Below are 20,350 nucleotides of genomic sequence, written 5' to 3'. Positions count from 1 at the left end.
TATCGCACCAGTTGGACTCGTGGGTCGGGCTCCGCACGTCGCGGCGCGTGGGCGAGGAGGACTCGTCCCCGCCCTTGATGGCCACCGCGGCTCCGGTTTCAGCGAGCCAGTCTGCTTTGGGTTGCTTGTCCATAGGCCGCGTAGATGAAGGCGCCCATTATCGCCACCAACCATTGGCCAGCGAGGGCCAGGCGGAAGATGTGGCCCTCCCTCACCCACTGTGCGTCAAATCCGGACGCGCCCATAACGGGCAGTAGAAAGTAGAAGGTGGGCGTAGCCGCGATGCAGGCGAGGACGAATACGCCCCATTCCTTGACCCAGGCCACCTCTCCGCGGCGCAAGGCGAAGGCAAGCAGAACCGCGAACAACAGAGTGGCGGCTCCTCCAATCATGTGCATCGAACCGCCTGCAAGGGTAGCGAAGCTCGGCATACCCATCCGCAGGCCCCAGTACATCAATACAATTCCCGCGACGGCGCCGGAGAACGCCAACGCCCAGGAAGGTGCAGCCAGAACACCGTTCGGTTGCCGTCGGACGAAGGCGATCCACAGCAGATGCGCTCCGCTCGACAAGCCAACTAACGTCGCCAGCGCGAACGTCGCGCGGCTTACGACATCGCTTGCAATCACGGTGTCATGAAGGTGGATGACACCCGCCGGGACCAATTCTCGGGCGCTGAAGGCCTGCTCCAGCGCGGGGGTCACCATGTAGTATTGAACAACAATGGCGGCGGCTGCGACGAGGGCAGGGAAACTCACGAGCGCCAGGTTGCGTGCAAGACGCGCGCGCTTTTCGGAAGCCGCAGTCATGCTTGCGGACTCGGCCCGGCGAACCGGCTGCACCCAGCGGTTGATCGTAAACAGAAGGTAGCCGACCGTCAAAGAAAGGGGGATCAGCACCCCTGTGACGGCATAATTTGCTTCGGTAAAGCGGATGCCCGGATCCAGCGCGCCAAAAAGCAGCCAGCCGTAACGCTGGATGGGTGTGCTCAGCAAGAGCCCGTAGCTTATGCACATCCAGGCTTGGTGGTTAGCAATCTGCTTGCGCCACAACGCATGTACGGCCATCCAGAGGCTGAACGATATGCCCAGGGCCAGGCCCCACAGTCCCACGTAGAAAAACAGATGATCCAGCGTGTCGGCAACCGACGTGCGCACAAGATGGATCATGGCGGTGATCATCGTGCCCTGCAGTACGACGATATAGATGCCACCGGATATGCGGTGCCACTTGGGAAAGCGGCGGCGAAAAGCGGGCCAGAATTGCAGGCCGCCGAAAAGCATGCATACGCCGCCCAGCAAGGAATGGACCATGAGCATTGCGGCCTTTTCCTTGCTCATGACATTGTAGACGAGGAGATGCTCGGCGATACTCTCCTTGCCATAAGCATAAGTGGACGAACTGACCGATCCCACCAGCGCGACCGTGCTGCCAGCGTACTCCTCGACTTTTGAGGGAATATCCACGGCTTGGCCGGCTTCGGCGGCGTTCAGCAGCGCGATGCGCTTTGCAGCAATCTCAGCATTCCCGGCTCCTTTGTAATACGCGATCCCCGCCATAATCGCCGCGAACCCATCAAGGGACGCAGCCAGGAGGAGCGCCAGCGCGATGGCGCGGAGCAGCCAGATGCGCAACGGAATTGCTGGTAGCCGAACAAGCGGCGTCGACCGGCCCTGAGGCGAATCAGGCAGAACTGATACAGCCATACAAATCCTCCCTCTGTTACGAGCGCCAGTTCAGATGCTGGCGTCACTGCTTGAGCAGCCATAACGATGTTATTAACCGACAATAACATCGTTATAGTGCAGACGCAAGGAGTGCTGAATGTCCCTATTCGTTTCAGGGAACGGGCGTAAGGATCAACAGAGAGCGGATGCCCTCACCTGACGCATGGCATCATGGAGGTGACGGCGCGTTCCGGCGTGTCGCCGAGGCCAACCAACATATTTATTGCCATCGGGAAAAGGATCTGTTCGACGCTGTCATCAAAGCGAGCCAAGAGGCCAGCCAATTCGAGGGTAATGAACCCGTGAACGAAGCCCCACAGCTGTACCGCGATGACATTCGGATCATCGTCGCGGATCCGGCCAGCCTCGATAAGACGAGTCGCGGCTCGAACCACATGGCCAAAGGCTTCTTGAAATGCAGGGGATTCCGAGCGAGAAAGCGGAGTAGGATCATACTCGATCGCCCGATAGGCTCCTCGAGTTGATAGCCCGAACATGAGATCGTAGAGGTGCGGGTTCTGCCGGGCCACGTCGCGGTAACACAACGCCAAACGGAAGACGTCTGTAACGGGATCATCGGTCTTCGGCGTCGCCTCAAAGGCAGAGGCCAGATATCGGAACCCTTGATCGGCAACTGCGCGCAATAGCTCCGGCATGCCTCCGAAATGGCTGTAAACAGCCATCGTAGAGACGCCAGCCTCATTGGCCACGGACCGAGCTTGAACGGCCGCCGGACCTTGCTCGGCCAGCAGCTTGATCGTGGTATGAATCAACTTGGTGCGGAGATCAGGAAACGCCGTGCCGGTAGCCATAATTGACAGTATTACCACTATCGTTGCGCGCTACAGAAGCTCAAAAGAAAAACCTCAAAAGTGTTATTCGGCGTGCATCACAACGAACTTCTGGCAAACTTCAATCTGTCCCCTCGTATGTCGTCGGGTCCGCCTCGAACGCTTGCTTCCCCTTTGCGGCCCATAGCGGGCTGTTACTCCTTCCAGGAATCGCAATCGAACGGCTCAGAAGTTGCTACTTGCTGTTCCGCTCCGACTACATGCCGCGGAGCCAAAAAGCTCAAGGCAAGCGCGATGATAGCGGACGCTGAAGGTGACTTCGCATCAGCTCGGCGGCATCTTGATTACGTCCTGCTTCGAGCAGATTAAGCAGGCGCAAATGCTCCTCGACGTGCCGGCGCATGCCATCTCGATCGGCGAAGCTGCGATAGGCGAACAGGCGGCGGATCGAGTTCACGCGTCGCAGCGACTCGACGAAGAACGGATTGCGGGCGCCGCGCGCGATCTCCTCGTGAAACTCGCAGCCCGACTGATAGACCTCGCCGATCGTCATCTTGTCGAGCTCGCCACCGAGTACGCGCTGCTGATGCTGGCGAAGCTTCGCGATGACGTCCTGCTGAAGCCCGAAGCCGGGCTGCAGAATCGCTGCCGGCTCGATCACGGCCCGGAAGGCCGCAGCCTGGTCCTGGGCTTCTGGGCTCGACAGCGTCTCGGCGAAGCGCCAGCCATAGCCGGGCAGGCGGGCGATCCAGCCCTCGGCCGCGATGCGATCGAGCAGGCGCTGCAGCTCGGTGCGGCTCAGCTCGTAGCGGCGCATCAGCTCGGCCTCGGTGACGTCGGCCTCGATGCGCCGGTCGAGAACGTCGGCCGCGATGTCCGCATAGGCCTGCTCGGCGCGGCTCACCGCGGCGAGCGTCGGGCGTGCCGCACCGCTCGTCGGGTTCTGGGTCAGCACGAAGCCGCGATGGGGCTCGCCCCGCGCCAGCCCCGCCGCCTCCAGGGCCTTCAGCCCGAGCCGGATCGGCGCACGCGACACGTCGAGCGCATCGGCCAGCCTTTGCTCGATCAGGCGGTCCCCGGCCTTCATGCCTTCGCGGCGTGCGAACGCCAGGATCAGGCCGGCGAGCTGCTCGGCGCGGTCGGTCGTGCCCGTCCGTGCAGCGGAGGGCGATGTGTCCCAATCGGTCATGATGCCGAGGAAACCTCTTTCAGCTTGACAGATCGTCTGGCGGATTGTTCTTTATACGAAAAATGTACAATCGAGAAGCAAGCGACGGGGAAGCAACGCCAATGATCCGTGAGCCGGACGTCCATATCTGCGAGGTCGCACCGCGCGACGGCCTGCAGAACCTCGACATGTTCGTGCCGACCGAAGCGAAGTGCGCGCTGATCGACGCCATCGCGGCCGCAGGGGTGCGCGAGATCGATGCCGGCTCCTTCGTGCCGCCGAAGGTCGTGCCGCAATTCGCTGATGTCGATGCGGTGATGGCCCATGCGCTGTCTCATCGAGAGACGAGGATCGGCGCGCTGGTTCCCAATTTCAAGGGCGCGGAGCGCGCCATCGCCGCAGGCGTGGACAACATCTATTTTGTGATCTCGGCCAGCGAGACCCATAACCGCGCCAATGTCCGCCGTACGGTCGCCGAGCAGGTCGAAGCCTTCCATGCCGTTCGCGCCGCGATCGATGCCCGGCCGGCCGCCGAGCGGCCGCAATTGATGGGCGCGATCTCCACCTCGTTCGGCTGCTCGCTCGAAGGCGATGTCAGCGAGGTGGCGGTCTGTGATCTGGCGCGCCGTTTCGCCGAGGCGGGGGCCGACGAGATCGGTCTTGCCGATACCGTCGGCTACGCGACGCCCACGCTCGTCAAGCAGGTCGTTGCGGCCGTCCGGCGCGAGATCGGGCCTGATATCACGCTGCGCCTGCACCTGCACGACACGCTCGGCGCCGGCCTCGCCAACGCGGTCGCCGGCCTTGAGGCCGGCATCCGCCGCTTCGATGCCGCGGTCTCCGGGCTCGGCGGCTGTCCGTTCGCGCCGGGCGCCCGCGGCAACATCGTCACCGAGGATCTCGTGTTCTTACTCGAGCGCATGGGTCTATCGACCGGGATCGATCTGGACCGGCTGATGCTCACGCGCGAGATCCTGGCCCGTCACATCGCGCCGAAGCACCTCACCGGCCATCTGCACGAGGCCGGCATCCCCAAGGTGCTGCGGAGGGCAGCGTGATGGGCGCGGCCCGAGAGCACGACGCTCCGCTTCGGCCGCTCGAGGGCGTGCGCGTCGTCGAGTTCAGCCAGATGGTGATGGGTCCGAGCTGCGGACTCATCCTCGCCGATCTCGGCGCCGACGTGATCAAGGTCGAGCCGATCAAGGGCGATCGCACCCGCTCATTCAAGGGACCGGCCGCCGGCTTCTTCGCCACCTATTGCCGCAACAAGCGCAGCATCGCGCTCGATACGTCGACGGCGCAGGGCCAGAAGGTGGCGCGCAGGCTGATCGCGCGCAGCGACGTGCTGATCGAGAATTTCCGCCCCGGACTGATGAAGCGAATCGGACTCGACTACGAGTCCGTGGCAGCGTTTGCCCCGCAGCTGATCTACTGCTCGCTGAAAGGCTATCTGCCCGGGCCTTACGAGAACCGCCTCGCGCTCGACGAGGTCGTGCAGATGATGGGGGGCCTTGCCTACATGACCGGCCTGCCTGATCGTCCGATGCGCGCCGGTGCATCGGTCAACGACATCATGGGCGGCATGTTCGGGGTGATCGCGATCCAGGCCGCGCTGGCCGAGCGTCAGCGCACCGGGCGCGGCCGTTACGTGCAGAGCGCGCTGTATGAGAACAACGTCTTCCTGATGGCGCAGGCCATGATGTACGAGGTCGTCACCGGCCAGCCCTCGATCCCCTATTCGATCAAGGACAGCCCGTGGCCGGTGTACGACCTGTTCGACACAAAGGACGGCTCGAAGCTGTTCGTGACCATCGTCGGCGAGGAGCAATGGGTGGCGTTCTGTCGCGCCTTCGAGCGCACGGAATGGCTGGACGATCCGCGCTTCGCCACCGCGCAGGGCCGGGTCGATCATCGCGGCTGGCTGATCCCCGAGATCGCCGCGATCTTCAGGACATGGGCGAGGGACGATCTCGCCGCGGTGCTGGAGCGGCTCGAGCTGCCTTACGCGCCGGTGAACAAGCCCGGCGACCTGTTCGACGATCCGCATCTCAACGCATCGGGCGGCCTGACCGAGATCCGCATGCCCGACGGCCGTCGCGCCAAGACGCCGGTGCTGCCGGTGTCGCTGGACGGGCAGCGGCTGCCGAACCGCTACGATCCGCCTGATGTCGGCGAGCACACGCGCGACGTCCTGGCCGAGATCGGGCTGCTGCCCGACGAGATTGCCATGCTGGAAGCGGACGGAACGATTTCGCCTGTGAAGCCGCCAGGGTGAGCGGTCACGTCGCACATCGTCGAGAACATAAGAACTGCGGGAGGATTCCATGACGATCACACGGCGCCGCGCGCTCGCGTCCGGCGCGGCCTTCGCGGGCGCTTCGCTGCTGCCAGGACGGCTGCTGGCCGAGACGCGGCCTGCGTCGATCGCGTTCGGACCGGTGTCGCCGGTCTATGCGATTGCAATGATCGCGGAGCTGAAGGGCTACGTCAAGGACGAGGGCCTCGATCCCAAGCTCCTCACCGGCAATTCCGGCACCTTCGGCCGCCAGACGCTCGCCGCCGATCAAGCGCTGTTTGCGCATGGCGACGCCAGCCACCCGCTGCAGCTCACGGCACGCGGCAAGCCGTGCAAGATCCTGCTGGCAACCGAGATGGTCTGCTCCTACGCCAACATCGTGGTGCGACGTGATCTCTACGACAGCGGCATCACCTCGGTCGAGGCGCTCGCCGCCTCCAGGCGCGCCGACGGTGCGAAGCCGATCGTCGCCGCCACGGCGATCGGATCGGGCACCTGGGTCTACGGCACCTATGTGTTCGAGTCGCGCGGCCTGGGCGACAAGGTGAACTGGGTCGCAGGCGGCGGACCGAACACGATGTTTCCATCGCTGCAGACCAAGCAGTTCGACGCCATCATGGCGCCGCCGAGCTGGATCGTCGAGGTCGAGAAGAAGGGTTTTGGCAAGGTGATCTACGACACCTCCAAGCCCGGACTGTTCGAGAAGGATTTCGGCGGCACGGTCCCGGTGCTCGTCATCTACGCTTTGAAGGACACGATCGAGCAGGACAAGGCGCTGGTGCAGGCCTTCGTCAATGCGATCACCCGCGCCATGGCCTGGGTCAAGGCCACGCCGCTCGCCGAGGTGCAGGCACTGGTGACGCCGAAGTACTTCTCCGGCATCGATCCCGAAGCGGTCAGCGCCGAGCTCGGCTTCGACACCGCCACCTGGGCCTATGACGGCAGCATCGACCCCGCGTCCTATGCGCGCGGCGCCAAGCCCTGGTACCGCAAGGGGACGGACATTCCCGAGATCAAGTACGAGGACATCGTCGATCCCAGCTTCCTCGCGGCGGCGAAGGCGAAGACCAAATGATGCCGCCCTCCAATGCAGGCTACGCCACGGTGCGCGGCGCCGAGAGCCCTGCCGCGGAACGCACCCGGATCGCGGTGCAGGGCTTGATGAAGACCTACAGCACCGGCGGAAGCGAATTCGTCGCCGTCGACAACGTGTCCTTCGATGTGCGGGAGGGCGAATTCGTTGCCCTCCTGGGTCCGTCCGGTTGCGGCAAGAGCACGATCCTCAACATGGTCGCCGGGCTGCTGCCGCGCTCGGGCGGGCGCATCCTGATCGACGGCGACACGGTCGAGACCGGCAAGGTGAATCCAAGGGTCGGCTACGTGTTCCAGCGCGACACGCTGTTTCCGTGGCGGACGGTCGAGCAGAACATCGGCTACGGCCTGGAGATCGCCGGCGTGCCGAAGCCGGAGCGCGCGCAGCGCGTCACCGAGGCCATCGGCAAGGCCGGGCTGCAAGGCTTCGGCCGCAGCTTTCCGCGCATGCTGTCCGGCGGCATGCGGCAGCGCGTGGCGCTGATGCGCACGCTGATCCTCGCGCCGGAGATCCTGCTGATGGACGAGCCGTTCGGCGCGCTCGATACCCACACCAAGCTCGAGATGCACAAGACCCTGCTCGAGATCTGGGAGCGCGAGCGGCAGACCGTGCTGTTCGTGACCCACGATCTCGGCGAGGCGCTGACGCTCGCCAGCCGCATCATTCTCTTGTCGGCGCGGCCGGGCCGCCTGAAGGACGACTTTGAAGTGTCATTCCCGCGGCCGCGCGATCCCGTGAGCCTGCGCGAGACCGCCGAGTTCGGCCGGCTCTACTCCCACATCTGGCATTCGCTCGGCGAAGAATTCCGCCGCACCAAGGCTGACTGAGAAGGCTGACCGATCATGTCGACCCGTCGCGCCGCCATCCTGTTCTGGCAGATCGCCATCCTGGTCATTGTGCTCGTGGTCTGGCAATGGGGCTTCGAGTGGAGCAAGGCGCTGCTGCCCAAAGCCTATGTGCCGAAGATCCTCGATCCCTACTTCGTCGCAAAGCCCTCGCTGATCTGGCAGAGTTTTCTGCGCCTCGGCTGCTTCAGCGCCCCCGCCGGAGTCGTCGCCTGCATCGGAGCCACCGACAACAATCTGTGGACCGCGACCCTCGTCACGCTCAAGAACACCTGGTGGGGTTTTCTGTTCGGCGCGCTGACCGGCATCGCCGCCGGCGTGGTGCTCGGGCGGTCGGACTTTCTCGCCCGCGTGTTCGGTCCCTACATCATCGCGCTCAACTCGATCCCGCGCATCGCGCTGGTGCCGCTCGTCATCCTGATCTTCGGTCTCGGCGATCTCTCCAAGATCGCGACCGCATGGCTCGTCGTGTTCTTCGTCGTCTTCTTCAACACCTTCGAGGGCACCCGCGCGGTCGACCGCGACCAGATCGCCGCGGCCCGGCTGCTGGGCGCGAGCGAGCTGACCGTGCTGCGCACCGTCGTCGTCCCGTCCGCACTGGCCTGGGTGTTCGCCTCGCTGCTTCCAGCGGTCTCCTTCGCGCTCGTCGGCGTCATCGTCGGCGAGTTCATCGGCGCCGAGCGCGGGCTCGGCAAGCTGATCATCGAGGCCGAGGCCCGCGCCAATGCGAGCGAGATGATGGTGGCGATCTTCATCATGATGTTCGTCGGCATCCTGCTGGCGCTCGCCGTCCAGTCGCTGCAATCCTACTTGCTCCGCTGGCAGCCGCAGTTCGAGCGCGCGGCCTGACCAAGACGACTGTCCATAGCTCGTCTCGGACTGCTGATCCCGCTCAGCGCACAACCCGAAGGTCAATGAGCTCGCGGCAGAACGTAAGCGCGTAGAGGCCGAGCTTGCACAGATCGCGGCCGGTTCCGACATCGTCACCGTGCACCCGGCGGCGATCGAGCCGGCCGATCATGTCAAGATCTGAGGCCATGTGCAGCGGCCGGACGCTTACATCGGGCGTCTCTCCGCCTTCATCTTCGACGTGATCGTCTCCTCTGTTCGATACTACACGGCTGCACACGAGCGGTCGACAACATAGCATTGGTCCGGCTTCCGTCGTGATCTCGCGGTGATGACATCTGGTGGTCCATCCGAGAGTCCGTGCTCAGCCCCGCCTGCCAAGCGGGCGCACATGTCCTCGTCAGGATCGCGGGGCAACACAGACACAATAGCGCGCTCGACGTCTCAATCGAGTTGTCATCGCCGGCAAGATAGCGTGCTCTCCGCATCCGCTTCGATCCACCAAACGTCTCTCCGCCGATCAGCGGAAACTCAGCCAATCTTCTGTCGTCGCACCGTCTGCGAGACGGCGCTCGCCAGAGCGGCGAGCGCCGTCGGGTTGTTCATATTCTGCTCAGCCGCGGGCTCGTCGCTCCGTGCGTCGCAGAAACATCGCGCGGCGGATCCACCCGCATCGCCACGCCCTTGGGAATCGGGGAGGTCTTCACTACAACCATTCTCGCCCGAAATCGAACACCCCACCCTTTGCAGATTAATTACTTAGCTCGCCAAAAAAATCGCAAAATCCCGATTTTCGAGCGCGAATCCGCGAACTCGAGCTAGCTGTTCGCAGCGCAAGTTGCTCGCGATGAATCGCATAGCGAAGCTGGACGACGCTGCGAGCGCGCGCCTCTCGCCCGCTCTGCCATATCTTCGTTGTTCATCGCCGGCCGCGGCCGCCGCCCAGGCCGGGAGGACTGCCGCCGCCCAGGCCGGGAGGACCGCCGCCGCCAAGGCCGGGAGGACCGCCACCGCCAAGGCCGGGAGGACCGCCGCCGCCAAGGCCTGGAGGACCGCCGCCGCCAAGGCCGGGAGGACCGCCGCCGCCAAGGCCTGGAGGACCGCCACCGCCCAGCCCGGGAGGACCGCCGCCTGGCACAGTAGCGCCGCCCGGGACGTCCGAGCCGCCGGGCGTCGCGCCCGGAGTTTGCTCGGATCTCGTACCTTGGATCGAGTCACCCGGAAATTTGTTGACGGACTGGATGGATTCAACCCGCAAGCCACGGGAACTGTCAAAGGTGGCGTTCACGACCACGCGGGCATTGCCTGAGGATGCGAAGCGACTATTGTCATGCGCGACATAGCCCGAGCCGAATTGCAGATAGCTGCCGACGCGGCGGACATAGCCTTCGATCGACAGACGGTTCGCGCCGAAGAAATCAGAGAGGTCGTCAGCCCTTATGCGCGAGATCTGCATCACGCCTTGCGTAACGCGGCCCTCAGCCTGAACACGTTGTCCGACGAGTGCGGCATCGGCGCCGTTGAGTCGCAACCCGCCTATTCGCAGGCCGCCGCGATCGCGTTCGAGTGGTCCGGAAACCCGCGTTGTCGCGTTAAGGCGTTGCTCGACCAGGCTTGAGACGATCACGCCGTCGATGCGGCGCACCCCGAAGACCGCGACATTGACGCCCGGATGGCGCCAGCTTTCGTGGCCGGCCGCTATGATCCGCTGGCCCAGCACGGTCATCTCGCCGTCCCTGACGCTTTCGATCGGCCCCATCACCTCGCTGACCACGTTGACGCCGCGGGTGATCAGCGAACCGTTCGCCTGCGGCAGCGCCAGCACACGAGCCAGATGTCCGATCTTGAGCGCCTTCGCCGATACCGGTTCGCCATCGATCCGCACCGGGACGTTCGGCGCATAGCTGATGCGTTGGCCGTTGACGAAAATGCTGCCGAAACGCTGAATGACGCCAACAATGCCGGTGCCGCCGATGCCCTGATCGTGGCCACGTGTGATACCGGTGCCGCCGATACCCTGATCGCTGCCGCGGCGCACCTGCGCCCAGGCGGAGGACGATCCGGCAAGCCAGAGTCCCATAAGCAACGAGCGGCGCGAGATGACGGGCTGCCTGGTCATGACGAGCCGCCTTCGTCAGCATCACCATTCGCCGCGTCGTCCGGACCTTCGCTGTAAATGTAGATGCCGAAATTCCAGCGGTGGTCGCCGCCCTTGTCCCTGGCGAGCGCGCGGTTTGCTTCCCGGTTGGCGATCTTCAGGGCGTCCATGGCCAGTTCGCGCGAACGCCCTTCGAGACGTTTTGCGAGCTTGGCTGAAAGGCCGTCATAGTGCACCGCGCGTTCGAGGAAACGGGGTGCTGGCCCGGATACGTTTTCGGCGGCTGCCGCGATATGATCATGCAGGTTACGGCCGAGATAGTGCCATTTGCGCTCGTCGTCGCCGCGCGGAACGAAGCCGGTATCCACCAACACGATCTCTTCATCGCCGTTGATGGTCACGAGCTCGCGGTCCAGCCATTCATCCAGCACTGCGCGCGGGCGGACATCCTTCGTGATCGAACTGACGAGCTGCTCGAACGAGGGCGCATCGCCACTGGCCATGCGCGGCAAGGGCAGCGGATCACCGTTCGCGTCCGTGAACTCCGGAGCGGCGAGCCAGCGTGCCATGATCGCGCTGGTCAGCGACAGAGTGGCAGGCGTTTCATTGACCGGCGCACCGGCGCCGCGCAGCCGCGCAACCTCCTTGCGGTGAATTCCGGTGAGCAGACTCACGCGGCTGTCGGTCTGCTCCTTTCCCTCCAGGGCAAAGTCGTGCTCGGCAACATTGACGAAGAGTTCTCGCAACAGTTGAGCCAGCTCAGGAAATGTCATTCCACCGCGGATGCATAGCCGCACCAGCGGGCGCAGCAGGCGCGCCAAGGGCGCGCGCAGGCTCGCCGCCGCAATCGGCTGATGTGAAGCCGACTTCGATCTCCGGGATTTGGCGTTCATGGCGAAATTGTAGCGGCGAGTCCCGTGGGATACAATCCCACTTTTCCGTCGAGATCAATTGACGTGTGAAATTTTCCCACATATACAGGAGGCGCTCAGTCATGGAGAGTTCGGCTATGCTCGCTCCCTCTCGGCGCCTCTCGGTGCTTCACATCTTCAATGACTGCTATCCCGACCTGTTCGGCGGAGCCCCGTCGGTGATCCGCGACATATGCGCAGGACTGAAAAACGCGTTCACCGCCTGCGTGCTGGTCTGCTCCAAGTCGAACGGGCAACGGCGCATCGTCGTGAACGGCGTAACGATCGAGCGCGTGCGCTCGTTTGGCGATGTATGTTCGCTTCCGGCCGCGCCGACTTATCCGCTGCGGTTGTGGCGCCAGGTCGCCGATCACGATCTACTCGCGCTTCATGCACCGTTTCCGCTCGCCGATCTCATGCTCGCCCTGGGGTTGGGCCGCGATCGACCTTTGGTCGTGCACTACCATGCGGACATCGCTTCGCATGCTGGACTGAGGTGGTTTGTGAAGCAGCTGTTGCGCCGGACGCTGCGGCGGGCGGACGCAATCATCGTGTCCAATGCCATTCTGCTGTACAACAGCCCGCTGCTGCAGGAATTCGCTGCGAAATGTCACGTCGTTCCGTTCGGCGTCGATGCCTCGAAGTACGATTGGCCGGAGCCGCGCGACAATGACGCTGCCGAACGCGATCGTGGACGGCTCGTGCTGGCTTGCGGGCAACTCGTCCCCTACAAGGGCTTCGATGTGCTGGTGCGAGCGGCGGTCGGCCACCGCTTTGAGGTCTGGATCATCGGCGAGGGTCCAGAACGGGCACGGCTTGAACGAATGATTCATAGCCTCGGCGTCGCGGATCGCGTCCGCCTGCTCGGCTCCGCTCCGAAGGCCAAACTCGCCAGTCTCATGTGTACAGCGGACGTCTTTGTCCTGCCGTCCCTGACCAATGCGGAAACATTTGGCATCGCTCAACTGGAAGCGATGGCGGCGGGACGGCCGATCATCAATACATGGCTTGACACGGCCGTTCCACGCGTTGCGCGCCACGGCATCGAGGCCATCACCGTTCCACCCGGCAATCATGTTCGGTTGGCGGAAGCGATCGAAACATTGCTCCGCGATCCGGAGCGGCGCTGGCGCATGGGCCATGCCGCCCGGTTTCGCGCAACGACGCAATATTCCGTCGACGCCTTCGGGAAAGGAATCGAAACTGTCTATCGCCATGCCGTGACGACCAAGGCATCAAGCCGGTCGACCCTGGCTTCACGTCCCGGAACAATCGGAACGGGTCCGGAAAATCGACATTGCTGAGACTGATTGTGCTGAAACTCGTCGCGCCGGCTCAGCTCGCGATCACGATCCGTGAATAGTCAGGAAGGAGCTACTTATGTACTCGCAAAGCATACCTCTCGTAGAGAATGCGTGGGACGGGCCTGCGCGCGATCCAAACGCCCGATTCGATCCGCGGATTGGACGGCCCATGAAACCGCCTGGCCGTTCTCCTCGCCCCTCCGGCCTCAACGACGACAATATCGCGAGCGACCGGCCGTCGATTGGCAGGCGAACACTCCATACCCTTGCCCGGTTTGTTATTGCAGTTCTCATCGGTATCGGCGCCACCCTTGCCTGGCAGTCCTACGGTGACGCAGCAAGGGACAAGGTAGTGGCCCGGGTTCCATCGCTGGGCTGGTTGTTATCCGTCTCGACGACGAAGTCGCCAGCCGTTGCTTCAACTGCCCCGGACCCGATGCAGCAGCTTGAGCCCCTGGCGTTCAATCTCGATGTCGTGCGGCGCAGCGTAGAGCAACTCACCGCCAAGCAAGAGCTGATGGCCCAGAACATTGCGACGCTGCAAGCTGTCGCAGACGACATCAGACAGAGAATGTCGACAACCCCGCCTTCGTCGCTGTCCCAGCAGCAGGCGGCCCCGATCCCGCAGCATAGACTCTCGCAACCCCGGGCGCAGTCATCGACTGTGCAGTCGTCAGTGCCTCATCCGCTGCCCTCTGCCGGACCACCCCTGCTCTCGCGCTGATGGCCCAGATTGCCAGCGGGCTTCTTATTGATGGGACGTAGACGCGCGCGGCATGACGGTGCGTAAGCTGCGCCTCAAGTCGTGTACCGTGAATTTGTCGATACCCGCTTCCCAGCTCTCGGAAAATGCATTGTGTACCAATGATGGCTTCCGGACAACACGAGGTGGCCCCCTGATTGCCAAGTGATCTTAAGGTTTCCTGGAATCGCCTTCTGTTTCAGCCTAGAGAGGATGTTGCCCCCAACGGGCCGCACCAGTCTCGCACCAGAAACGATCCGAACAAACCGCAACGAACTCAATCGAAATCGAACGAGAACGCAGCAAGATCAACAAGCCGATCGATACCTTGCCGCCCATAACGGCCCGGTTGCAGCCCTAGCGTGATAAGGTCTCACGGACGATCAACGCGTTAGCGGGATCAGTACTTACTTCAAATCCTCACGCACCAATATCGCACCAAGCTGGGCCCGGTCGCGCGACTCCCAAGTATAGAGGGCTACTGGCGCTGGCCGATCGGCCGACGTGGCTGGTCTTCACTATAGGGGACAGCCCGAGCGATTGTCGCCAATTCTGCCAGAGCACCCCAGCGAAACGAGCACCAGAGGCTCTGGTCAAGGTTTTAGAAATTCGCTGGGCTCTACGCCGAGCGCCTTGGACAGCTTACCGAGCATCGTCACAGATGCGCTGTATACCCCTGTCTCCAGCTGACTGACATAGCTCCGATCGACTTTTGCTCGGAACGCAAGCTCCTCCTGCGTCCAGCCCTTCCCCGTTCGGAGGCGACGCAAATTCCGAGCAACAGTATCCCGCAAATCGTTCATTCGTGAGCGAAAATCTATTGGCATGCCAAAGCGGTTCGCCTGCTTATCGAGGCAGTCTGTGAAGCGGCCGGCAAACCTGTTCCCGCAATCATACTGGATAATTGAGCTTCTTTTTCTTCGCTGCGGCATCCAGCTGACGCCATCGCCAAGGGGCATGGCGATCCTTCGATTCTCGGCCCGCGGTCCACGGCTCTGGATGCCGATCGGAAGCGGATCATGGCTGAATTGCAAAGCCAGCCCTCCGCTCCGCAGCCGATTGCGCTCCACCCCGTCATTCTTCGGCGATACGAAGAGCAATTGGCGCGGCTCGAAAATGCGCTCGGCAAAGGTGTGAGCGCAGGCGATACGGAGGCTGCCGAAGCAATTCGAGATCTTGTGGAGACGGTGACGGTGTCGAGAGATGACACGCGCCCGGGCGGGGTCTGTGTTGAAATTGCTGGCCGTCTCAACTCGCTGATTGGCGGGGAGGCATACCCAAGCAGAGTAAAGGGAGTGTGGGGAATGGTGGTAGCGGGGGTCCGCTACATCGTGAAGCCCACTATCGCAGAAGCCCTATTTTGTTACAGGAGAGCAGCCTAATTCGGAAGGTCGGATCTCGAAGACCCGCCCAAAAACCGCCGTTCGTGAGCGATCAGTGGCCGCCAAATGGTCGGCCGGCAAGTCGAGTAGGATAGCGGCCTTAGTCTCCTGGCCAATTGACGGCATGGACCTCGGCCGCAGGACCAAGCGCCGCAGCACCCGATAGGCCGTGAACCGGCTCAAGGCCTTAGCCGTCCGGGGCCTATCGCATTATCAAACATCGATCTTTGCCGCGCCAAGCGGCGAGACCGAGGGTGGCGAGGTAGGCCCTTGGTGAGGATCCGGAGGCGACTTCGGGTGGACGCTAGGGCGCCAGAAGGGTCGCGCTTCGGTCACGACGGAGAAGACGCACAGATTTCCTATCGCGGTACGGAGGCGGTTCAGGTGAAGCCCGTCAGGGCCACGCGTATCAGTTGCCCGAGGTTGTGCAGACGAGATTTACTCTGCATGAGACTTCCGCCCGCGACCCAGAGCCGTCGTTGCGCTTGTCCGGGTTGCCGCTTTGCGATACTTTTAAGGGCGGTGTTCCCGGGCGTGGTGTAACTTGGTAGAGCAAAGCCGTCCGCCCGCGCGCTCTCCCATAGCGCCGTAGCGGGCGGACGGCTTTGCGGTGGTCACCGGTGATTGCCCGGTAGGGTCGGGTTGCTGACACCAACTCGATTCGAGGAACCACCGATGACCGACGAGATGATGAACCTTCGCGCGCTCGTCGAGGAGGCCCCGGACGCGGATCTTCTGCGCGAGATGATCGGCTTTGCCGCCCAGCGGTTGATGGAGATGGAGGTCGCCGGGCTGACTGGAGCCGCCTATGGCGAGAAGAGCAGCTCGCGCGCGCGTGCGACGTTGTCGGTGCAGGCGCCTCGCGCCAGCAGGCCGTAGTGGCGGATGCGGCGGAGGCGAGCACGTGGATGAGGAAGCGGCGAATGAACTCGTCCGTCGCGAGCGTCATCCGCTTTTGACGGTCGCGGCCCTTCGACGCGGTAATCCTTCCATCTGAAGGTGACGCCTTGCTGGCCGCAGGCGAGCAGGCGGCTGTTGGCGATAGCGACGCGGTGGGAATAGCGCGACAGATAGGCCAGCGCTGCCTCGGGGCCACCGAACGGACGCTTGGCATAAACGACCCATTCCATCTTGCCCGACGCTGCCAGCAACGTTGCTAATGATTGTTCTCCGGCGAGGTGGGCGTCGTTGCCGAAGATCAGGCGCCCGGCCTGGTGGAGGGTGGCCAGGCGCTCCAGGAACAGCCGACGGAACAGGCGTGAAAGCGCCCGCACTGGCAGGGAAGAATCCTGGCCGCCAGGACACCCAGCGCTGGCCGTCGGGCGAGATGCCGCCGCCCGGTACGATCATGTGCACGTGCGGGTGGGGTGGGTCATGGCCGCTGGTGGCTGACATCCAACGCTCGGCAAGTTCTCCATGAACCAGCCAATATTGTCGCTGACGGCAATCGTAATGAACACGGAATGTCCTCAGCAATCGCCGAATAACAATGCGCTTGTGGAGACCTCTTCCGCAGGGGCTACAACACGTGCAACGCTCCGGTCTGTCCGCTCGTGCAACAAACTTCGGTGCAGCGGCACAATCAATTGGACTTTTTTGAGAGTACCCGGTTTTCTACCCGGAACAGTTTCCTCTCAATGCTCGCTCATGGTGGGTTTCCTCTCATCGCATCCTTAGAAAACGCTATGGTGCATCTCTACGAGTGTAGATTGCAGCAGCGAGGACAATGACGACGCCCTTGATGATCAATTGGACCTGGACCGGCACGCCGAGCAGCACCACTTCGTTGGCGAGGATGACGATGATGGCGGCTCCCGTGAGGGCGCCAAGGATCGAGCCGCGGCCGCCCCGCAGCGACACCCGTCCGACGACACAGGCTACGATCGAGTCGAGCTCGTACCCCTGCCCGACCCAGTTGTCGACGAGCCCGACATAACCGCTCAGGATCAGCCCGGCGAGCGCCGCAAGGCAGCTCGAGATCAGGTAGCAGCCGATCATGACCGCGTCGGAGCGGATGCCAAACAGGCGCCCCGTCACTGGATTGCCGCCGACAATGAAAATCCTCCTTCCGAAAGCGGAACGGTGCAGGACCCCAGCCAGCAAGACCGCTACGAACAGCAGAACGAGTACGTTATAGGGCACGCCGTGAAATTTTCCGGAGCCGAGCAGCCGCAGTACCGGCGGCACGTTGCCGGACGGCGCGCCCTGCGTGTAGGCGAACCTGAATCCCTGGAGCAGGATCATCGTGGCGAGCGTTGCCAGGAACGGGGACACCTGACGCTTGGTGACGAGAAAGCCGTTGAGCAGGCCAACGCTGACAGCGACCACCAAGGCCGTCGCGACGATGGCGGGGACATTCTGGTCGAGGCCCGAGAAACCGGTCGCGATCACGGCGGCGGTCGCCATCATCGAGGCGACAGAGAGATCGAGGCCGCGAACGATCATCACCAGGCTTTGCCCCATGGCTGCGATCGCGAGCGGCGCGACTTGTAGCAGCAGGTTGGACAAATTACCGGGACTGACGAAGGCCGGTGAGATCACGCCACCAAGCGCGAGCAGCAGCGGCAGAGCGAGGGCTGTGCCATAGCTTTCCATGACGCTGCGGACCGACCAGGACGGGGTGACGGAGCCGGCGATTTCTACGGAGCCTGACATCCTGCTCACCCGATCCTGCGGCGTTCGACATAGATGGAGACGGCAAGGATGATGATGACCGCCTGCGCGACCAATTGATAGTGCTTCGACACGTCCATGAAGTTGAGCAGGTTGTTCAGGAGCGTGATCAGAAAGGCGCCGAACAGCGTGCCGATCACGCCGCCTTTGCCACCGCTCAGCAAGGTACCGCCGAGCACGACCGGAGTGATCGAAGCCAAGGTGTAGTTGACGCCGGTGTAGGGCTGTCCAACGCCGAACCTCGCGGCGAGATAAAGCCCGGTCGCCCCGCAGCAGAAGCCCGAGATGCCGTAGACCAGCATCAGGATGCGCGTCCGCCGCAATCCCACGAGACGCGCGGAATTCGCATCATCGCCAAGGGCGTAGATCTGGCGGCCGAGCGGCAAATATCGCAGCAGCAGCGCGACCAGGATGCCAAGGACGACTGCAAGCGTCGCTCCGATGGGGATGCCCGAGATGCGTCCATAGGCGAGCACGGTGAAGCTGCGCGGCACCCGACCGACCGGTCCCAGTGCGTAGAGCAAGGTCACGCCTTGCAGGACCGCGCCCATGCCGAGCGTCACGATCAGCGGATGAACGCGCAAGGTGACGACCAGGCCGGCGTTGAGCACGCCGACGAATGTCCCGAGCGCGAGCACGCCGAGCACGACCGGAACGACCCGATCCGGATTGCCGTTGATCAGGCCTGATGTCAGGCAGGAGGTGAGGCTGATCAGCGAGCCGACCGAGAGGTCGATGCCGCCGCTGAGAATGGTCAGGGTTTGCCCGATACTGACCAGCGCAAGGTCGGTGGTCTGCTCATAGACATTGAGCAGGTTGCCCAGCGTCAGGAATCGGTCGGAGACCGTTGCGCCAACAAGATATACCGCGCAGATCAGGACGAGCACGCCGGCAAGCCCCGCATTGCTGCGCAGCCACCAAGGCATCGCGAGACGGGCGGCGATCGCGGTCATGCGGCGCGCTCGCTCGTGGCCAGGTACATGATGCTTTCCTCCGTGGCGTCGCATCCCGGCAGCTCGCCGGCGATCCGTCCCTCGCGCATGACAATCACGCGATCGGCCATGCCGATGACCTCGGTCATTTCCGAGCTGATCATCAGGATTGCGAGGCCTGAATCGGCAAGTTCGCGCATGATCCGGTAAATATCGGCCTTGGCGCCGACGTCGACGCCGCGTGTCGGTTCATCGAGGATCAGTATCGACCTGCACAGGCGTGCCCAGCGCGCGATGATCACCTTCTGCTGATTTCCGCCCGACATGGTTGCGACCGGCGTTGCCGGTCCGCGGCAGGCGATGCGGTATCGTTCGATTTCGTGGGCGGCGATCGCCAGTTCGCCCTCGCGATCAATCACTCCGTAGCGGGTGACCTCGCCGAGTGCTGGCCCAGTGATGTTCGCAGCAATGTCGAGCAGCATCGCAAGCCCCTGCGACTTGCGATCCTCGGTGACGAGGCCCATGCCGAGCCCGATCGCCTTGGCGGGCGTCATTGCCGTAAAGCGCTCGCCGGCGATGTGGAGAGTGCCCTTCGAGATAGGAGCTGCGCCGAACAGACCGAGCGCCAGATCGGTGCGTCCGGCGCCGACCATGCCCGCCAGCGCGACGACCTCGCCTGCATGCAGTTCTATCGAGACGTCACGGACCCGGTCGCCGACGCAGATGCCGTCGGTGCGTAGCACGGGTTGATCCGGTCGCGACGCGGTCGAGCGCGGGGGAAACAGCTCGCCGAGATCGCGCCCCACCATCATCGAGATCAGCCGTTCGCGCGTGACGGCGACGGTATCCGTCGTGCCGACCAGACGGCCGTCCTTCAGGATCGTGGCACGATCGCACAGCGCGAAGACTTCGTCGAGCCGATGCGAAATGAAGAGAATGGACACACCGGCCTCGCGCAGCCGGCGCAGGCGCTCGAACAACAGTTCGACCTCGCGCCCGGCAATGACGGCGGTGGGCTCGTCGAGGATCAACAGGCGGACATTGTGCGTCATCGCGCGCGCGATCTCGACCATCTGCTGGTCGGCGACCGAGAGAGAGGCCACCGTCTCGCGAGGGTCAAGGGTGATGCCAAGCTTGCGCATCAGCTCAGCGGCCTCTTTCCGTGTCCGTCCGTGATCGACCAGGCCGAGCGCGTTGCGCCGCTCGTTGCCGAGGAAGATGTTCTCGGCGACGGACAACTGCGAAAACAGCGCGAACTCCTGATAGACGACGTGGACTCCGGCGAGCTTCGCCTCGCGCGGTGACGACCATCTCACGCGTTGACCGGCGAGGGTGATCTCGCCTTCGTCGGGCGCAACCGCGCCGGCGATGATCTTGATCAGGGTGGATTTGCCGGCGCCGTTCTCGCCGAGCAAGCCGTGGATTTCGCCAGGTTTGACGTCTAAGTTTACGCCGTGGAGGGCGCGCACGCCGGGAAAACTCTTGGAAATGGCCTTGAGTGTGAGCATTCGGTCCGTCTTGCCCCTTTGGCGTGCCGGC

At 63.3% G+C, this 20,350-nt stretch carries 19 protein-coding genes and 1 pseudogene; 9 read left to right on the top strand and 11 right to left on the bottom strand.

All coding sequences use genetic code 11. The features are described 5' to 3' along the window. Window positions 1–98: 98 nt before the first annotated feature. The 3 genes from QX073_RS14400 to QX073_RS14390 all read right to left on the bottom strand — a co-directional run bounded on the left by QX073_RS14400 (window position 99) and on the right by QX073_RS14390 (window position 3,707). Window positions 99–1,706: a DUF2306 domain-containing protein gene (locus QX073_RS14400; protein ID WP_316191996.1), complete on the bottom strand. Its 1,608-nt coding sequence runs from the start codon at window positions 1,704–1,706 to the stop codon at window positions 99–101. A gap of 173 nt (window positions 1,707–1,879) precedes the next feature. After that, window positions 1,880–2,539, bottom strand: a complete 660-nt coding sequence (locus QX073_RS14395; protein WP_316191997.1) for a TetR/AcrR family transcriptional regulator — start codon at window positions 2,537–2,539, stop codon at window positions 1,880–1,882. Window positions 2,540–2,798: 259 nt separating this feature from the next. Beyond that, window positions 2,799–3,707, bottom strand: a complete 909-nt coding sequence (locus tag QX073_RS14390) for a GntR family transcriptional regulator (RefSeq protein ID WP_315714191.1) — start codon at window positions 3,705–3,707, stop codon at window positions 2,799–2,801. A gap of 101 nt (window positions 3,708–3,808) precedes the next feature. Between QX073_RS14390 and QX073_RS14385 the strand changes: the two genes are divergently transcribed. Genes QX073_RS14385 through QX073_RS14365 form a run of 5 tightly spaced genes read left to right on the top strand, consistent with a single transcriptional unit; the run spans window position 3,809 to window position 8,769 of the window. Continuing rightward, the gene (locus QX073_RS14385) at window positions 3,809–4,744 is read left to right on the top strand and encodes a hydroxymethylglutaryl-CoA lyase (RefSeq protein ID WP_315827672.1); all 936 of its coding nucleotides are present in this window, start codon (window positions 3,809–3,811) and stop codon (window positions 4,742–4,744) included. Beyond that, a complete protein-coding gene (locus QX073_RS14380; RefSeq protein WP_316225911.1) occupies window positions 4,744–5,961 on the top strand; it encodes a CaiB/BaiF CoA-transferase family protein in 1,218 nt (405 codons plus the stop codon). Before QX073_RS14385 ends, QX073_RS14380 begins: the two co-directional genes overlap by 1 nt. A gap of 49 nt (window positions 5,962–6,010) precedes the next feature. Further along, window positions 6,011–7,057, top strand: coding sequence for an ABC transporter substrate-binding protein (locus tag QX073_RS14375; protein WP_315827671.1), 1,047 nt, complete (start codon window positions 6,011–6,013; stop codon window positions 7,055–7,057). Beyond that, on the top strand, window positions 7,057–7,902 hold the full coding sequence (locus QX073_RS14370; protein WP_316203314.1) for an ABC transporter ATP-binding protein: 846 nt from the start codon (window positions 7,057–7,059) through the stop codon (window positions 7,900–7,902). Before QX073_RS14375 ends, QX073_RS14370 begins: the two co-directional genes overlap by 1 nt. Before the next feature lie 15 nt (window positions 7,903–7,917). Then, on the top strand, window positions 7,918–8,769 hold the full coding sequence (locus QX073_RS14365) for an ABC transporter permease (protein WP_316225910.1): 852 nt from the start codon (window positions 7,918–7,920) through the stop codon (window positions 8,767–8,769). A 43-nt stretch (window positions 8,770–8,812) separates the two neighbouring features. Here the strand turns inward: QX073_RS14365 and QX073_RS14360 are convergent, their stop codons facing one another. The 3 genes from QX073_RS14360 to QX073_RS14350 form a co-directional block, all read right to left on the bottom strand. Beyond that, the gene (locus QX073_RS14360; protein ID WP_316169296.1) at window positions 8,813–8,941 is read right to left on the bottom strand and encodes a hypothetical protein; all 129 of its coding nucleotides are present in this window, start codon (window positions 8,939–8,941) and stop codon (window positions 8,813–8,815) included. A 747-nt stretch (window positions 8,942–9,688) separates the two neighbouring features. Further along, the gene (locus tag QX073_RS14355) at window positions 9,689–10,888 is read right to left on the bottom strand and encodes a hypothetical protein (RefSeq protein ID WP_315714184.1); all 1,200 of its coding nucleotides are present in this window, start codon (window positions 10,886–10,888) and stop codon (window positions 9,689–9,691) included. Next, complete coding sequence (locus QX073_RS14350; protein ID WP_315714183.1) at window positions 10,885–11,760, bottom strand: DUF6502 family protein; 876 nt, start codon at window positions 11,758–11,760, stop codon at window positions 10,885–10,887. The genes QX073_RS14355 and QX073_RS14350 overlap by 4 nt, the downstream gene beginning before the upstream one ends. A 116-nt stretch (window positions 11,761–11,876) precedes the next feature. Between QX073_RS14350 and QX073_RS14345 the strand changes: the two genes are divergently transcribed. Together QX073_RS14345 and QX073_RS14340 are read left to right on the top strand one after the other, a co-directional pair. After that, window positions 11,877–13,082 (top strand): glycosyltransferase, encoded by a 1,206-nt coding sequence (locus tag QX073_RS14345; protein ID WP_316225909.1) that lies wholly within the window; start codon window positions 11,877–11,879, stop codon window positions 13,080–13,082. 169 nt (window positions 13,083–13,251) lie between these two features. Beyond that, the gene (locus QX073_RS14340) at window positions 13,252–13,806 is read left to right on the top strand and encodes a hypothetical protein (RefSeq protein ID WP_316225908.1); all 555 of its coding nucleotides are present in this window, start codon (window positions 13,252–13,254) and stop codon (window positions 13,804–13,806) included. A gap of 611 nt (window positions 13,807–14,417) precedes the next feature. Here QX073_RS14340 and QX073_RS14335 read toward each other — a convergent pair. Then, on the bottom strand, window positions 14,418–14,783 hold the full coding sequence (locus QX073_RS14335; RefSeq protein WP_316205636.1) for a helix-turn-helix transcriptional regulator: 366 nt from the start codon (window positions 14,781–14,783) through the stop codon (window positions 14,418–14,420). Between the two features lie 60 nt (window positions 14,784–14,843). On the opposite strand from QX073_RS14335, the gene QX073_RS14330 reads away from it, so the two are divergent. Then, window positions 14,844–15,206 (top strand): hypothetical protein, encoded by a 363-nt coding sequence (locus QX073_RS14330; RefSeq protein WP_316225907.1) that lies wholly within the window; start codon window positions 14,844–14,846, stop codon window positions 15,204–15,206. Window positions 15,207–15,881: 675 nt separating this feature from the next. Continuing rightward, window positions 15,882–16,037 (top strand): annotated as a pseudogene (locus tag QX073_RS14325) (IS256 family transposase); the annotation flags it as partial. On the opposite strand, the gene QX073_RS14320 reads toward QX073_RS14325, so the two are convergent. From QX073_RS14320 to QX073_RS14305, 4 genes are all read right to left on the bottom strand, one after another. Beyond that, window positions 16,013–16,480: a transposase gene (locus QX073_RS14320; RefSeq protein ID WP_315706495.1), complete on the bottom strand. Its 468-nt coding sequence runs from the start codon at window positions 16,478–16,480 to the stop codon at window positions 16,013–16,015. The pseudogene QX073_RS14325 and the gene QX073_RS14320 overlap by 25 nt on opposite strands. Window positions 16,481–16,889: 409 nt before the next feature. Next, entirely contained in the window at window positions 16,890–17,714 is an 825-nt protein-coding gene (locus tag QX073_RS14315; RefSeq protein WP_315750107.1) for an ABC transporter permease, read from the bottom strand. A gap of 152 nt (window positions 17,715–17,866) precedes the next feature. Next, a complete protein-coding gene (locus QX073_RS14310) occupies window positions 17,867–18,832 on the bottom strand; it encodes an ABC transporter permease (RefSeq protein WP_315706497.1) in 966 nt (321 codons plus the stop codon). Further along, a complete protein-coding gene (locus QX073_RS14305; protein WP_315706498.1) occupies window positions 18,829–20,319 on the bottom strand; it encodes a sugar ABC transporter ATP-binding protein in 1,491 nt (496 codons plus the stop codon). Before QX073_RS14305 ends, QX073_RS14310 begins: the two co-directional genes overlap by 4 nt. Window positions 20,320–20,350 lie beyond the last annotated feature (31 nt).

The sequence above is a fragment of the Bradyrhizobium sp. SZCCHNS3052 genome (assembly GCF_032484495.1).
Taxonomy (GTDB): domain Bacteria; phylum Pseudomonadota; class Alphaproteobacteria; order Rhizobiales; family Xanthobacteraceae; genus Bradyrhizobium.
The sequence above is the reverse complement of the archived record's forward strand: the minus strand, read 5'-3'. Positions and strand labels throughout refer to the sequence as shown.

What these genes read in the sequence shown, in the direction of transcription:
- QX073_RS14365 (WP_316225910.1), top strand. Translation starts at nt 7,918, where the DNA reads ATGTCGACCCGTCGCGCCGCCATCCTGTTCTGGCAGATCGCCATCCTG.
- QX073_RS14335 (WP_316205636.1), bottom strand. Translation starts at nt 14,783, where the DNA reads ATGCCCCTTGGCGATGGCGTCAGCTGGATGCCGCAGCGAAGAAAAAGA.
- QX073_RS14350 (WP_315714183.1), bottom strand. Translation starts at nt 11,760, where the DNA reads ATGAACGCCAAATCCCGGAGATCGAAGTCGGCTTCACATCAGCCGATT.
- QX073_RS14375 (WP_315827671.1), top strand. Translation starts at nt 6,011, where the DNA reads ATGACGATCACACGGCGCCGCGCGCTCGCGTCCGGCGCGGCCTTCGCG.
- QX073_RS14305 (WP_315706498.1), bottom strand. Translation starts at nt 20,319, where the DNA reads ATGCTCACACTCAAGGCCATTTCCAAGAGTTTTCCCGGCGTGCGCGCC.
- QX073_RS14380 (WP_316225911.1), top strand. Translation starts at nt 4,744, where the DNA reads ATGGGCGCGGCCCGAGAGCACGACGCTCCGCTTCGGCCGCTCGAGGGC.
- QX073_RS14400 (WP_316191996.1), bottom strand. Translation starts at nt 1,706, where the DNA reads ATGGCTGTATCAGTTCTGCCTGATTCGCCTCAGGGCCGGTCGACGCCG.
- QX073_RS14340 (WP_316225908.1), top strand. Translation starts at nt 13,252, where the DNA reads ATGAAACCGCCTGGCCGTTCTCCTCGCCCCTCCGGCCTCAACGACGAC.
- QX073_RS14385 (WP_315827672.1), top strand. Translation starts at nt 3,809, where the DNA reads ATGATCCGTGAGCCGGACGTCCATATCTGCGAGGTCGCACCGCGCGAC.
- QX073_RS14355 (WP_315714184.1), bottom strand. Translation starts at nt 10,888, where the DNA reads ATGACCAGGCAGCCCGTCATCTCGCGCCGCTCGTTGCTTATGGGACTC.
- QX073_RS14370 (WP_316203314.1), top strand. Translation starts at nt 7,057, where the DNA reads ATGCCGCCCTCCAATGCAGGCTACGCCACGGTGCGCGGCGCCGAGAGC.
- QX073_RS14330 (WP_316225907.1), top strand. Translation starts at nt 14,844, where the DNA reads ATGGCTGAATTGCAAAGCCAGCCCTCCGCTCCGCAGCCGATTGCGCTC.
- QX073_RS14310 (WP_315706497.1), bottom strand. Translation starts at nt 18,832, where the DNA reads ATGACCGCGATCGCCGCCCGTCTCGCGATGCCTTGGTGGCTGCGCAGC.
- QX073_RS14345 (WP_316225909.1), top strand. Translation starts at nt 11,877, where the DNA reads ATGCTCGCTCCCTCTCGGCGCCTCTCGGTGCTTCACATCTTCAATGAC.
- QX073_RS14395 (WP_316191997.1), bottom strand. Translation starts at nt 2,539, where the DNA reads ATGGCTACCGGCACGGCGTTTCCTGATCTCCGCACCAAGTTGATTCAT.
- QX073_RS14360 (WP_316169296.1), bottom strand. Translation starts at nt 8,941, where the DNA reads ATGATCGGCCGGCTCGATCGCCGCCGGGTGCACGGTGACGATGTCGGA.
- QX073_RS14390 (WP_315714191.1), bottom strand. Translation starts at nt 3,707, where the DNA reads ATGACCGATTGGGACACATCGCCCTCCGCTGCACGGACGGGCACGACC.